A 12557-nucleotide genomic window follows, 5' to 3' on the forward strand; every position below is an offset into this window, starting at 1 on the left:
TCCGAAAGGGCAAAAGTGGACGACTTTTACGCCGCCCGCGACAACACTATGCCGTCGCTACCGTGGCCGAGTATTGCTCCGCCGTTCACAAAAGTCCTTCGCGACCTGAAGCGCAAGGCTGGTGCCGCCTTTCAGCTTACCGCCTTCTGTATAGCACACGACTGCCTTAACAGGATCATCCCCCGGATAGCCGAGAACCTGGAGGACATTTCTAGACAGGAGCCGCTGGGATCGCATGCTCATCTGGTTCCAGCCTCGGCGGTAGCGAGACGCGATCTCGAAATACTCCCCGGGGATATTGAAGTGAGGAGAAGGATTCCCGCGATCACCCTGTTGCCAAAGGAAGATCTGCTTCAGCCCATTGCCGTCGTCACACCCCTTCTCGAATGATTCATCGGCACGCTCCGCACCACCGGAACGAAGACACCATCCCTCGAGCGCCAAGATCCTGCCGACCTCAATCATACGATCGCAAACTTCAATCGGCGTCTTTCGCGACCCGATCCCCGCGTAGTAGTTCACTTCTCCCATGCCTTCGTCTCCCCTGTGTCGATATGGATCATAGCTTGCGCCGGCAGGTAACCGACACCTCCTAGATTGAGTTTCACGGCCAGGTCTCGAACCGTCTCCATCGGAATATCCGGCAAAGTGAAATCGACCGCGCGTCCGAACTCATGTAGACGCTCGAGCGCAAGATCATACTCGGACCCAGAAGAACGCCGTTGCGCCAAAGTGGCTTCATCCAGAACACCATCGAAGACGACGACCCTCCCCTCGTAATCCAGCCCACTGATGATAGCGTACAAGAAGTCCAGCAGGGCCGGGTCGATATCTACAGTGCTTCCCTGACGCGGGTCCCGGAAGAAGATAGCGAGGTCATTCAGCGCTGCTGCGTTGTACCATTCGCCGCGCCAATAGGTTACCCGGAGGCTTTCCCCGGTAGCTGGCCTTACCAGGGACAGCACCCGATTCTTCGAGGGGTCGTTGACCTCGGCGAATAGGGGGGCGGTACCGGCGAGCATCACCGCTAAGGACGCCACCCCCGTTTTCAGGAACTTCCTCCTAGCAAGGCTCATCCTGTCACCACTGACGGACCCGACCAGTATCAACGTGGACGAAGTTGGACTTGGGGTAGTATCCCACTCCTCCTTCACGCAGATCGCGTGCGCTCCGACGCAAAGTGGAGAGAGCGACGCCGCGGACCCGGATATCGCCGGCCTTTCCATCCATGTGAAGAGACCTCTTGGCCACACCGCTCGAGCGTCTGCTGAGCATCGCATTGGTCCTTGGAGATCGATATCCTGAAATCAGGTCGAGCCCTTCCCGTGCCCCAAGACCTTCCTGGAGCGCATAGAAGATGTCGTAGAGACCTGGGTCGATGTCGTGACGGGTTTCATCACGCCAGTCCCGCATGAAGTAGTTGAGCTGCGCGAGCCCTTCAGCATCATATCTGCCGTTCCGCCAGTATGGGACACGAACGTGTTCATAGCGGCCATTGATTGGATGGGTGTTGCGCAGCTCGAGCACTCTTACCGAGTTCACACCGAACGCTGCCGAAGCCTGTGGAAGCGCTGCCGAAAGGGACCCGGCAGCAAGGCTGGTGAGAAACTTCCTTCTGTTCATAGCGAAATCCTTTGATGCCTTAATAGGCGCAAGGATTACTTCTGACTGGTTTCGGAGGCGTTTATCCCTGCAGGGTCTGGCAACTTGTTCCTTTGGGCCATCTCGCTGACGTGGGCGATACTGAAGGCGATGGAAACTGCCAACGACATAGCTAGGACCACTACAGCAGCGGCTGACCCGCCTAGGATTATCTTCCGGCGCCGTGCAGAAAGGCGTGCTTGGTTTCTAAATTTGACCCCTTCGCGCTCTGCCCGATCAGAAAGCATCTCGAAGGCGTGAATTGGCGTGTCAATGTTCTTGAGCTCAGGGAACCCAACGTCGGCGATTGGCAGGTCTGAAACAGACTTCTCCGCAATATTGAGAAAGGTTTCTGACATGCACACCGCGCCGGGCTGGGTGAAGCCTTCCAATCGAGCGGCGATGTTCACACCGTCCCCGAGGATATCCGTACCGCGGGTATAGATCTCCCCCATGTGCAGACCGATCCTGAAAATCAGACGCTTGCTCTTCGGAAACCTCGCGTTCTCCGCCTTCAGTTTCTGCTGAATTTTCAGAGAGCATTCCAAGGCTTCAGTCGCGCTTTCGAACACAGCAATGATGCTGTCACCAGCAGTGTTGGCGATACGTCCGCGGTAGGCTTCGATGTTCTTGTCGATGTATCGCCTCGACCGCTCCAAAAGGGCCAGCGTGCGGTCTTCGTCGTCGGCCATCAATCTGCTGTATCCGGCCACATCTGCGGCAAAGATGATGGATAGCTTCCTGCCTTGCTTTTCCGGTTTCTTACCGCCTGCCATTGTTCAAGTTCTCTTCATTGGTCCTGGATACCTACTCAAGTCGAGGGGCAACGAGATGCACTTCAGAAAGAACGCGACGATCTGCGCGAGGAAAAGTCAGCGCTGGAAAAGTCCAGTGATCTGAAAATTTCAGAGCTTTCTGAGGACTTGCTCTCCGCGCGGCAGGAGATCCGAAAGCTCGAAAAAGCCCTCGAGGGCGATCGCCGGTCGAATGCGTCCCGTGAGAGCGTTGCGCACACCGGCCTTTGGCAACAGGTTGTCCATGCCTCCATGCACACCGCTGGCCTCGAGGCCCAGATCAGCGCAATGCGACTAGAGAACGCCAGCTCCGATCTTCTGGTCACCGATCCCGACGAGGGAAAATCCCGGCTCAAGAAGATCTACGATGACGCCTTCGAACAGCGTGCAAACCAGCTCAACGTAAAGGTGCCTGCGCGAAGCTGACCATAGCCCTCCTGATTAGATGGCAGAGTGGAAGCTATCATGACCGCTCTCGTGCAATGCATATCCGAGCTTAAGCATCTTGCTCTTCACAGGCCCCAGGTGGTTCCAAATCGAAGCAAAGCTCCTGGGGATCATCATCTGAAGTGGTACCCCCATCATGTTGGCGGCCGGGTGACCGAAGCGCGTCTTTTTGAGCGTGCATGTCGCAAACGGGTCAGGGAAGTCCGGTAAGCTGTCCCAAGTGCGGGCGGATGTCGCAAAGCGATCGAACCAGAAGACATTGCGCATGTCACATTCTATGATCTCGCACCCACTGAACACGCACTCGAAGAACTTGCTCATCACGAAGTCACAACGCACGAAGGTCACGTTCTCGAACCGACATCCTTTGAAGATCGTCCCCTTGCTGTCAGGGCGATCCGAGCGATCCGACAGGTGGTGAAAGCTTGTCTGCCGGATGGTGACATTGCGGAAAGTGCAATCGGTCAGCGACGACCGCTTGAGGTCCTCAAAGTCCAAGACGCAATCCTCAAAGACAACCTCTGAGAGCGCTAGCTGCTCATGAATTTCGGAGGAAAAATCATAATCCTTCAACTGGCCACCCGACTGCAGGGCCAGGTCCAGGAAAATTTCGCTCCACCGCGGGAATTCCCCCGTCTGGCTGCAAGGAAAAATGGTATGACGGACGTTCCCGCTGCGGTCCTTGATCTCGATAGCAGAATTCGACATGATGTCTCCCTGCTAGAGAGGGTTGCGACGGAACTTTGAGAAGTCTTTTCTCCATGTCGCACGACGACGTTTTACCGAGGACATAAATGGACAACTCCAACGCTCTTCCAGACCGGTTCGAGGCCGCAGGCGAACCGACGGATGGTCTCATAACGATCACTGATAAGAAGACGGGCCGCGCGACCAAGGTTGGCCTCACGTTCTACGCGAGCTTCGTCCAGTCCCTGAACGAGCTCATCGATTTCTCTGAAATTGAGACCCCCTCTTCCGAGACTGTCGCCACTGCGCCTGCCGCGGCCGACGAAGAGGCTCCCAAGCCCAAGCGTGGCCGGCCGAAGAAAGTCGCTGAAAGCGCGCCCGACGAGCCCGCGCAATCTCCGGAACCTACGGATGCCGCTCAAGCGGAAACTCCCGCGGACGAGAGACCTTCGCCGGAACCCACGAAACCCAAGCGTGGGCGCCCCAAGAAGAAGGCTGCCGAGCAAGAGCTCCCACTGGAGCCCGCGGCTGCGGCACAGCCGTCGGAGGAAGCCCCGAAGCCGAAGCGAGGCCGCCCCCGAAAGTCTGAGGCCGCACCCGAGAAGCCAGTGGAAACTCCCGAGGCCACTCAGGCCGAGAAGGCAACCCCGGACGCTGTGGCTGAACCGGCAGCCAAACCCAAGCGTGGGCGCCCCAAGAAGAGCGCTGCAAAGCCCTCTACCTCGAAGGCGACCGAACAGCCCCATGCCGTAGAAAAAGCTCCGAAGTCTAAGCGCGTACGGCCTCAAAAAGCCGTTCCTAAAGCAGAGGCTGCTCCCGCCGCCGCAGTTAGTACTCCATCGATTGAGGGCAAGGGTTACGTTCTTGTCCCGCGGTCCGATGACAAGATGCCAGTCTACGACATCATCGCGACGGGCGGCGCCAATCTCGGAACGGTGCAACAGAAGTCGGACAAGCGGTACTACGTGGAACCGGCTGATCAGGAAAAATTTGGTCCCACTGACCATACCAGTCTGATTGCCGCCAAGACACGCGTGTTTGTCATCGCGCGCTAAGGGGCCATAGGCCACCTCAGTTTGCATCTGCTATTCTCGAAGCTAATAGGCCGTTGAAAACTCCGATCTCGACGCGCAAGGAGGAAATGTTTCATCGCGACTAGGGCGTGGATGCCGCCAGCTCAGTTGCCGGCCCGGATGAAACTGGTTTGGCAGCGGGAAGCTTTCTTGTGATTGCAGTGTGCCCCAAAGATCAGCTAGCACCCACTGACCTGCTGGCAGGTCCATCCCCTCGTGCGACACCTGCCGGGTAGTTATAGCACCGACCAGCGGAAAGAACGGTAACTGACGCCGCACTTCTTCGCAGAACTGCTCGATGGTGACCGTATCAGAGGATGCAAGTGTTCGCTGCCACTCCGGCTCCAGCGCCAAGGTGCGCGTGAGAAAGGCGATGTAGCGGCCAACTGCAACAATCGGGCGGAGCAGGTTCAGGATCTCGACAACAGCTGTTTTGGTGGCAAGCGGAGCACCATTTTCACCAAAACTCGCGATGCGGTGGGCTGGACACCCTTCAGGAAGGCCAGGCAGGGCCCGCGCCAGCTGCCTCTCGACGCGCCGTCGGCGCAGGAGTGCAGCCATCGTTCCGGGACCGACTGACCCGGCACGAGCGCTCATCTCCACCAGCGTCTTGCGAAGGGCCGCATCCCCGCTGATGCTCTGATCGAATCCCGCCCACTCGCACGCCACTTGCGCGAGTGTATCGCTGGCCCCGACCAAGACGTTGGCTTCCCCTTCGTCGCAAAGCCGAGCGGTCCAGACACGGCCAAACGCCTCGGCGAGGCGTTCCGCGGCATCTTCCTCCACCAACAACGCCATGAACAACGCCTCGCGGTGCCTGTGGGCGGCCCCATCCGTTTGCTGCACGCTGCTATTGTCCTGAAGCAGGCGCAGCACCGTTGGCGGCATCGCACCTCGCCGGGTCAGCCCGTCGGCACCGTAGAGCAACCTGATACCGCGCCCTCCTGTGAGGCAAACGGCCTTGCGCCCCATCAGCCGGGTGCGAAAGGAGTCAGTCCCCAGCCGAGTGCTGCGATCCGGGATAAAGCGATATCCCTCACGCAAAAGCGCGAGCGTGGCATCGGGGCGCTGTCCGAAGGAAGCGCGCCGGGTCTCATATGAACGGCTTCCCGCCGGTGACGGCGATCGTCGCCCCAGAAGTGTAGCTCGACGCCGGATCAGCCAACATGACATAGGCCGAGGCCAGTTCCGCAGGCTGAGCCGGGCGCCCCATGGGGTAGTTCGCGCCGAAATTCGCTACGCTCTCTGCTGGCAGCGTCGCCGGGATCAGGGGAGTCCAGACCGGCCCCGGTGCCACGCAGTTCACCCGGATCCCGCGCGCCCCCAGCGACTGTGCGAGCCCGGCAGAGAAGTTCTGGATCGCGCCCTTGGTGCTAGCATAGGCCAGAAGGCCCGGGTTGGGCATATCGGCATTGACCGAGGCTGTGTTGATGATTGACCCGCCCTGCTTCATCAGCGGCACGGCAGCTTTGGACAAGTAGAACATCGAAAAGATGTTGGTGCGGAACGTAAGTTCCCATTCCTCATCCGGGATATCCTCGAACGTATCGAACTGCATCTGGTGCGCGGCATTGTTCACGAGGACGTCGAGGCGACCGAACTGCTCTGCGGTACGGGCGACGATGTCACGGCAATGCTCCGCGGACTGAATGTCGCCGGGCAAAAGCAGGGCGCGCTGCCCAGCGTCCTCGATGAGGTCTCGGGTACGGGCAGCTTCAGCGCTTTCAGACAGGTAGGACGCCGCCACATCGGCCCCCTCTCGCGCATATGCCAGCGCGACGGCCCGTCCGATTCCGCTGTCGGCCCCCGTGACAAGGGCCGTCAGCCCCGCAAGGCGGCCCGAACCACGGTAGCTGTCTTCACCGTGGTCCGGCACGGGCTGCATATGCTCGGTATGACCTGGCAGGTCCTGCGACTGTTCGGGAAACGGGGGACGGGGATGGTCCATGGGGATGATCTCCGATGCTGAGTCCGTGGGTGTCGTCAGCCCAACAGGCGAGCGACCCGAACGTTCCGGGAACCACCGCGTACCAGCAAATTTCCGCTCAACGCTGGAAGCGCAAAGGCCCGAAAGAGATGTAGGAGCTTGCATCACAGCACCGCGGGTTGACAGCTCTCGGGAGCTCTCAAGTCTCTGTCAGGCGGCGAAACTGGTTCCGTTCCGCGAACAGGGCCTCAGCTATTCCAAACAAATGCTAGGCAATTGCTTCAGATCTGCTCTTCTGATTGACCTGCCCCCTGCCCGCCGGTCCCTCCTTCATAAAGCATCTACAAGTTGGTGCACTGCTCCCCAACGCTGGACCGTCGGACGCTCGAGTTTCCCAGCTGTTTTACGATGATGGGCTGCTAGCGTCACCTAAAATACGGCTGCGCACCCGACCCGGGTGGCGCCGGTGATCCTTGAGACTAGCATCGCTAAGGTACTACTTCCGCTCTTACTAGCGGTAGAGCGTTGCCTCAAGAATGCCGACCATCTCCAGAACGCTCGACGTAAGTGAATTTTGAGAACGCGAGGGTAGTTGCGACAAGCTCCGCTATCTCGATATCGCCATTCCCTACCTGAAGGCTTCTACCTTTCTGCGCCAGCCTTCACAGACCCGGCACCACTGGAACATTCCCTCACGCTTGCCGGTTGAACCTGAACTTTCCCACCACCGCAGGAGCGCCCGCATGGCCAATAGGCTTCCCCCTCAAGATCGCCACGCCGAAACGCAGGATCCGGACACGCCCTTCGACAAACATCCGGCGGGCGGATGGGGCTCGCTCCGGGGCGTGGCGCGCATCGCTGGCGAGACCGGGCTGCCGACCGTAGCGACCAAAGTGCTCGCCAAACTCAACAAGCCCAGCGGGGTCATGTGCTCGTCTTGCGCTTGGGCCAAACCCGCCAAACCCAACACGTTCGAGTTCTGCGAAAATGGCGCGAAGGCAACGCTCTGGGAGCTTGATCGCAACCGCGCGGGGGCCGACTTCTTTGCGCAACACAGCGTCGAGGATCTGCGCAGCTGGCACGACCACGATCTCGAGAAATCTGGGCGGCTCACCGAGCCGCTGCGCTATGAACCCGCGCTCGATAAGTATGTTCCGGTCAGCTGGGACGAAGCCTTTGCCGAGATCGGCCGCGAGCTGCGCGGCATGGCGCCGGAAAAAGCGGTGTTTTACGCTTCGGGCCATGCGGGGCTAGAGGCTTCTTATCTTTATGCGCTTTTCGCACGGGCGATGGGGCACCAAAACCTCCCGCAAAGCTCGAACATGTGCCACGAGACCACCAGCGTGAACCTGCAGACTTTCATCGGTACGCCCGTGGGCACCTGCACGCTCGAGGATTTTGAGCATTGCGACACGATCTTCTTTTTCGGGCAGAACACCGGCACGAACAGCCCGCGCTTCCTGCATGTGCTGAAAGAGGCGGTGGAGCGCGGTTGCCGAATCGTCACCTTCAACCCGGTGCGCGAACGCGGACTGATCGAGTTCACCGACCCGCAAAGCCCCAAGCAGATGACCCTCGTTAAGCCGACGCAGATCTCGGAGAAATACTACCAGCTGCGCCCCGGCGGAGACATCGCGGTGATCGCGGGGCTGATGAAATGCGTGCTCGAGGCCGAAGACGCCGCGCCTGGCACAGTGCTCGACCAAGACTTCATCGAGGCGCATACCACCGGCTTTGCCGAGACCCAGCTGGCGGTGCGCGCCGCCGATTGGGCCGAGATCGAGCGCCACTCTGGACTGACCGAGGCGATGATCCGCGAGGCGGCGGAGGTCTATCTCTCGGCCAGGAACGCAATCGGCATCTATGGCATGGGTATGACGCAGCATGTGAACGGCTGGCTGAATCTCGGGATGCTGTGTAACCTGCTGATGATACGAGGTAATATCGGCAAGCTTGGAGCGGGCATCTCGCCGGTGCGCGGCCATTCAAATGTACAGGGCCAGCGCACTGTGGGCATCGGTGAGAAATCGTCCCATATGCCCGCTGACAAGCTGCGCGATCTTTTCGGGATCGAGGCCCCCACCCGCGAGGGGCTTAACGCAGTGCACGCCTGCGAGGGTATTTTGGATGGCAGCGTCGAGGCAATGATCTCACTCGGTGGCAACCTGATCCGAGCCCTACCCGACCGCGAGCGCATGGAGGCGGCTTGGCCTAGCCTGCGGCTGACGGTGCACGTGTCAACTAAGCTCAACCGCTCGCATCTGGTGCCCGGAGAGGTCAGCTACATCCTGCCCTGCCTTGGCCGAACCGACCGTGACATTCAGGTGACCGGCCCGCAGGCTGTGTCCATGGAGGACACCTTCTCGCATATCTACGGCTCACTTGGCGGCGCCGAACCCCCCTCGGAACACGTACGCTCGGAACTGGCCATCGTCGCTGGCATGGCCAAGGCGACGCTGCCGGAAGACCCGCGGCTCGACTGGGACGGCTGGACGGCAAACTATGATCTGGTGCGCGACCTGATCGCCCGCACGTTCCCGGATGATTTTGCTGATTTCAACGAAAGGCTGATGCAGCCCGGCGGCTTTTACCGCGGTAATCCGGCGCGCGATCGGGTCTGGAAGACGGAAAGCGGCAAGGCCCAATTCACGCCCCCGACCACGCTTTCGGCGCTCGGCGCGGCCCCTCTGGACGAGGAGGTGATGACGCTGATCACCCTGCGCTCAAACGATCAGTTCAACACCACGATCTACGGCTTTTCCGATCGGCTGCGAGGGCTGAGTGGCGCACGTGAGATCGTCATGATCAATCGCCGCGAGATGCGGCGGCTCGGGCTGACCGAGGGCCAGAAGGTGGCGCTTGTAACCGCCATCGAAGATGGGGCGACGCGGCGGGTAGAGGGCTTTGCCGTCACGCCCTACGATCTGCCCGACGGCTGCATCGCGGGCTATTACCCCGAGCTTAATCCACTAGTGCCGCTCGCTTATCACGAGAAGAACTCGCAGACCCCCGCTTATAAAGGCACGCCGGTGAGGATCGTCGCATGAGCCTGCACCAGACACTGACCGGCACGCGCCCTGCCTTGCCGCCGCTGATCGAGGAAACCCCGGTGGCGCTGACCTGCGATGGCAGCACGCTGGCGGTGATGATGGCCACCCCCGACGATCTGAAGGATTTCGCGCTCGGCTTCGCCCTGACCGAAGGCATCCTTCACCATCCGGACGAGCTGCGCGAGCTGGAGATCGTGAGCCACACCGACGGGATGGAAGCGCGCATGTGGCTGGCCCCCGAAGCCTCGCACCGGGTAATGAGCCGCCAGCGTGCCATGGTCGGTCCGGTTGGCTGCGGGTTGTGTGGCATCGACAGCCTTGCGAAGGTTGCGCGCGACTTACCCGCCCTGCCCGCCGGCCCGCGCTTCGACGTCGCCGAGCTTGCCGAGGCTCCAGATCACCTGCGTAATCACCAGCCCCGGCACGACCGCACCCGCGCCTGCCATGGGGCGGGCTTTTTGGTGCCGGGGCGTGGCATTGCCTTGGCACGCGAGGACGTGGGGCGGCACAACGCGCTGGACAAGCTTGCCGGGGCACTTTGCCGCGCCGGGCTTGACCCGGCGCAGGGTGCTGTAGTGATCTCGTCGCGGGTTTCCGCCGAGATGGTCCAGAAAACCGTTGCCATCGGGGCGACGGCCCTCGTCGCGCCCTCCGCCACCACCGATTATGCGCTGCGCATCGCGCAGTCGGTCGGGCTCACGCTTGTTGCCCGAGGAAGCACGCGCGAGCCTTCCTGTCTAGTTGGAAGCGCTAGGCTCGACTGGCAGTGACCCCCCGGACTTAGCTGATGCACGGTACGTGTGTGATTCGGGAACCGTGTCGCAATGCTGGGGTGGGCAGCGAACGGGCAGGAACGCGCGGCAACCCGGCGGTCCATATCAGAAAGTGTACACCTCCGATAACCCGCTCAACGGCCGGCGATCATGGCTTTGAATGCCTTGATGGGCTCGCGGGTGCGGCACATCGAGCGCGTTCGATGGGTTTTCTGCCCGGTTTGGCCTCAGACGGGTGCATCTCGGCTGAGGAGCCACCGCAATCGGCCCCTATTGTAAACCATGTTTGCCAACGTGATCGTTGCCTTGGCACGCGCAAGGCCGATTGTGCGGGTGACCGACCTGCGGTTGTTGGCCCGTGATGTCGGTTTCGACATGGGACGGTCGCGCGGCTTCTTGCGGTGGATCTCGCTGACTATGCAGTTGGCTGCGAGCCAGGCTTCGTTCTCCGCAGAGCGATAGGGGTATCCGCCCAGACCCGGCGCCCTGTGTTGGCTTCTGGATCAGACCTTCGCGCAGGCGGGCACCGTCATGTTGGGCGGCGTCGGTAATGAGCTGGCGCCAGATAATGCCGTTCTGGCGATCGATGGAGATATGGCTCTTATAGCCGAGGGTCGGGATCGCAAGGTCGACCGGTTTGCTACCATCCGCGCGCGTCTTGGCCTTTGAATACTTGACGGTCCAGCGCGCGTTCGTGTCCCTTTGCGCTGCCTTGGCGGGCTCGTCCGGCCAGATCTCGGACGCCGTCTTTCCTGCCTTGATCGCCGCCTTCTCGCCGTCAGAATTGCGCTGGCGCGGGTCAGCGATGAGGCTCGCGTCGATGATCTGACCGGCGCGCGGAATGAACCCCGCTTGGTTGATCGCCTGGTCCAACTCCTCGAACAACTCATCGAGCGCATCGGCCTTGATGAGCGCCTCCCGGAAGTCCCACAGCGTGTTCGCATCGGGCACGGTGTCAGCGATGCCCAACCCGCAAAAGCGCATCCAGCTGAGACGGTCCCTGACCATGCGTACGGTCGCATCCAGGCTCAGGCCGTGCAGGCTCTGCAGCACCAGCATGCGGAACTTCAGCACAACGTCCAACGAAGGTCACCCGCCCTTTTGACCGCGCAAACTGGCAGCCGCGCGTTCAAGGATCGGTCGGAACCGCTCGAAATCCACAGTGCCGTTCAAGGTCTCCAGCGGGTCACCTCCCGCCGAAATCTCCGCCAACTGGTCATCGACGCTCCAGAACCCTGCTCGCTTGGCCATGTAACCCTCCACCCGTCATCGGAAGTGAATCACGACCGCTGCACATCAGCCAGAGGTTTCCGGAGGCGTCCAGCTTTCATGTTTACTACGCCCCTCGCCCCCGGCAAGTCCAAACCTAACCTAGTTGGGGAGGGATATAGAAGCTCTCGAGCCATGCGTGATCATTCCTCACCGTCCTTGTAAAGTCCCAATACATCACCCTCGAGGACACCGGCCACAAAGTAAAAAGATGGGGGATTTCCCAAAAAGTCTTCGATGTTCAGATGATTGAAGGCAAAATACTTGCGCGCGACATTCTTCTTCTGAGCAGCGAATATAATGCGCTCAATACCAGCGAATCGCGCCGCTGCAAGACACATCTCACAAGGTTGCAGCGTACTTACTAAGGTACAACCTGCCAAATCGGGCGTTCCCAAAGCCCCTGCAGCACGGCCGAGCGCAACGATTTCCGCATGCTGAGTTGGGTCATCTTGAAGGTGCACATGATTAATGCCCCGCGCAATTATATCTCCGTCACGCAAAACGACGGCTCCTATGCCGGATTTTCCCTTTTTCTCCCTAGCTTTCAACGCATCATCTATCGCGCCACGCATTGCGATAAGCTCACTATGGTTTACTTCCTGCATTTTATCTTTCTCCGTTGGTTAGCCCAGCGCAAGTCCTCTTAACCCAAGACAAACCCCTCACTCCTTCAAGTTTATCCAGGTCGGCTGAAGGTAAATCAAACACGGCTGCCGCTACAAATGAGTACATCTCTACACCTCCGCGCATTAAAGCCGCACTCGCGCTTAATTACCACGGCATCCATCTGCACCATTGAACAAAACGACGACCACTCACCCTTAAAGGGCTACCGGACGCGCTCCGAGCACTGCATACACTTCGCATAGGAAGAGAGACCAGTACTGCGATGT

At 60.0% G+C, this 12557-nt stretch carries 12 protein-coding genes and 1 pseudogene; 5 read left to right on the forward strand and 8 right to left on the reverse strand.

The window, feature by feature from the left end:
* On the forward strand, window positions 1–390 hold a 390-nt coding region (locus ACXAJT_RS21070), incomplete at its 5' end, for a hypothetical protein (protein ID WP_475238625.1).
* 128 nt (window positions 391–518) lie between these two features.
* On the opposite strand, the gene ACXAJT_RS21075 is transcribed toward ACXAJT_RS21070, so the two are convergent.
* The 3 genes from ACXAJT_RS21075 to ACXAJT_RS21085 are packed head-to-tail and all read right to left on the reverse strand — an operon-like array spanning window position 519 to window position 2417.
* Window positions 519–1076, reverse strand: coding sequence for a peptidoglycan L,D-endopeptidase MepK (locus ACXAJT_RS21075; protein WP_475238628.1), 558 nt, complete (start codon window positions 1074–1076; stop codon window positions 519–521).
* Window positions 1077–1080: 4 nt separating this feature from the next.
* Entirely contained in the window at window positions 1081–1623 is a 543-nt protein-coding gene (gene mepK, locus ACXAJT_RS21080; RefSeq protein WP_475238630.1) for a peptidoglycan L,D-endopeptidase MepK, read from the reverse strand.
* Between the two features lie 35 nt (window positions 1624–1658).
* Entirely contained in the window at window positions 1659–2417 is a 759-nt protein-coding gene (locus ACXAJT_RS21085) for an adenylate/guanylate cyclase domain-containing protein (RefSeq protein WP_475238632.1), read from the reverse strand.
* Between ACXAJT_RS21085 and ACXAJT_RS21090 the strand changes: the two genes are divergently transcribed.
* Window positions 2388–2861, forward strand: a complete 474-nt coding sequence (locus tag ACXAJT_RS21090) for a hypothetical protein (RefSeq protein WP_475238634.1) — start codon at window positions 2388–2390, stop codon at window positions 2859–2861. The genes ACXAJT_RS21085 and ACXAJT_RS21090 overlap by 30 nt on opposite strands.
* A 15-nt stretch (window positions 2862–2876) precedes the next feature.
* Here the strand turns inward: ACXAJT_RS21090 and ACXAJT_RS21095 are convergent, their stop codons facing one another.
* Window positions 2877–3590 (reverse strand): pentapeptide repeat-containing protein, encoded by a 714-nt coding sequence (locus tag ACXAJT_RS21095; protein ID WP_475238637.1) that lies wholly within the window; start codon window positions 3588–3590, stop codon window positions 2877–2879.
* A gap of 86 nt (window positions 3591–3676) precedes the next feature.
* Between ACXAJT_RS21095 and ACXAJT_RS21100 the strand changes: the two genes are divergently transcribed.
* Window positions 3677–4624 (forward strand): hypothetical protein, encoded by a 948-nt coding sequence (locus ACXAJT_RS21100; protein WP_475238640.1) that lies wholly within the window; start codon window positions 3677–3679, stop codon window positions 4622–4624.
* Between the two features lie 42 nt (window positions 4625–4666).
* Here ACXAJT_RS21100 and ACXAJT_RS21105 read toward each other — a convergent pair whose 3' ends face one another.
* Window positions 4667–5569: a cytochrome P450 gene (locus ACXAJT_RS21105; RefSeq protein ID WP_475238642.1), complete on the reverse strand. Its 903-nt coding sequence runs from the start codon at window positions 5567–5569 to the stop codon at window positions 4667–4669.
* A 166-nt stretch (window positions 5570–5735) separates the two neighbouring features.
* A complete protein-coding gene (locus ACXAJT_RS21110; RefSeq protein WP_475238644.1) occupies window positions 5736–6590 on the reverse strand; it encodes an SDR family oxidoreductase in 855 nt (284 codons plus the stop codon).
* A gap of 722 nt (window positions 6591–7312) precedes the next feature.
* On the opposite strand from ACXAJT_RS21110, the gene ACXAJT_RS21115 reads away from it, so the two are divergent.
* The gene (locus ACXAJT_RS21115; RefSeq protein ID WP_475238647.1) at window positions 7313–9616 is read left to right on the forward strand and encodes an FdhF/YdeP family oxidoreductase; all 2304 of its coding nucleotides are present in this window, start codon (window positions 7313–7315) and stop codon (window positions 9614–9616) included.
* A complete protein-coding gene (gene fdhD / locus ACXAJT_RS21120; protein WP_475238649.1) occupies window positions 9613–10389 on the forward strand; it encodes a formate dehydrogenase accessory sulfurtransferase FdhD in 777 nt (258 codons plus the stop codon). The genes ACXAJT_RS21115 and fdhD overlap by 4 nt, the downstream gene beginning before the upstream one ends.
* 230 nt (window positions 10390–10619) lie before the next feature.
* On the opposite strand, the pseudogene ACXAJT_RS21125 reads toward fdhD, so the two are convergent.
* Together ACXAJT_RS21125 and ACXAJT_RS21130 are read right to left on the reverse strand one after the other, a co-directional pair.
* Window positions 10620–11643, reverse strand: a pseudogene (locus tag ACXAJT_RS21125) (IS5 family transposase).
* A gap of 161 nt (window positions 11644–11804) precedes the next feature.
* Entirely contained in the window at window positions 11805–12269 is a 465-nt protein-coding gene (locus tag ACXAJT_RS21130; protein ID WP_475238652.1) for a nucleoside deaminase, read from the reverse strand.
* Window positions 12270–12557: the final 288 nt, after the last annotated feature.

The organism is Salipiger sp. ABF4_146, assembly GCF_056161345.1.

Coding starts and splice junctions, on each gene's coding strand:
- ACXAJT_RS21075 (WP_475238628.1), bottom strand. CDS start 1,076: ATGAGCCTTGCTAGGAGGAAGTTCCTGAAAACGGGGGTGGCGTCCTTA.
- mepK (WP_475238630.1), bottom strand. CDS start 1,623: ATGAACAGAAGGAAGTTTCTCACCAGCCTTGCTGCCGGGTCCCTTTCG.
- ACXAJT_RS21085 (WP_475238632.1), bottom strand. CDS start 2,417: ATGGCAGGCGGTAAGAAACCGGAAAAGCAAGGCAGGAAGCTATCCATC.
- ACXAJT_RS21095 (WP_475238637.1), bottom strand. CDS start 3,590: ATGTCGAATTCTGCTATCGAGATCAAGGACCGCAGCGGGAACGTCCGT.
- ACXAJT_RS21100 (WP_475238640.1), top strand. CDS start 3,677: ATGGACAACTCCAACGCTCTTCCAGACCGGTTCGAGGCCGCAGGCGAA.
- ACXAJT_RS21110 (WP_475238644.1), bottom strand. CDS start 6,590: ATGGACCATCCCCGTCCCCCGTTTCCCGAACAGTCGCAGGACCTGCCA.
- ACXAJT_RS21115 (WP_475238647.1), top strand. CDS start 7,313: ATGGCCAATAGGCTTCCCCCTCAAGATCGCCACGCCGAAACGCAGGAT.
- fdhD (WP_475238649.1), top strand. CDS start 9,613: ATGAGCCTGCACCAGACACTGACCGGCACGCGCCCTGCCTTGCCGCCG.
- ACXAJT_RS21130 (WP_475238652.1), bottom strand. CDS start 12,269: ATGCAGGAAGTAAACCATAGTGAGCTTATCGCAATGCGTGGCGCGATA.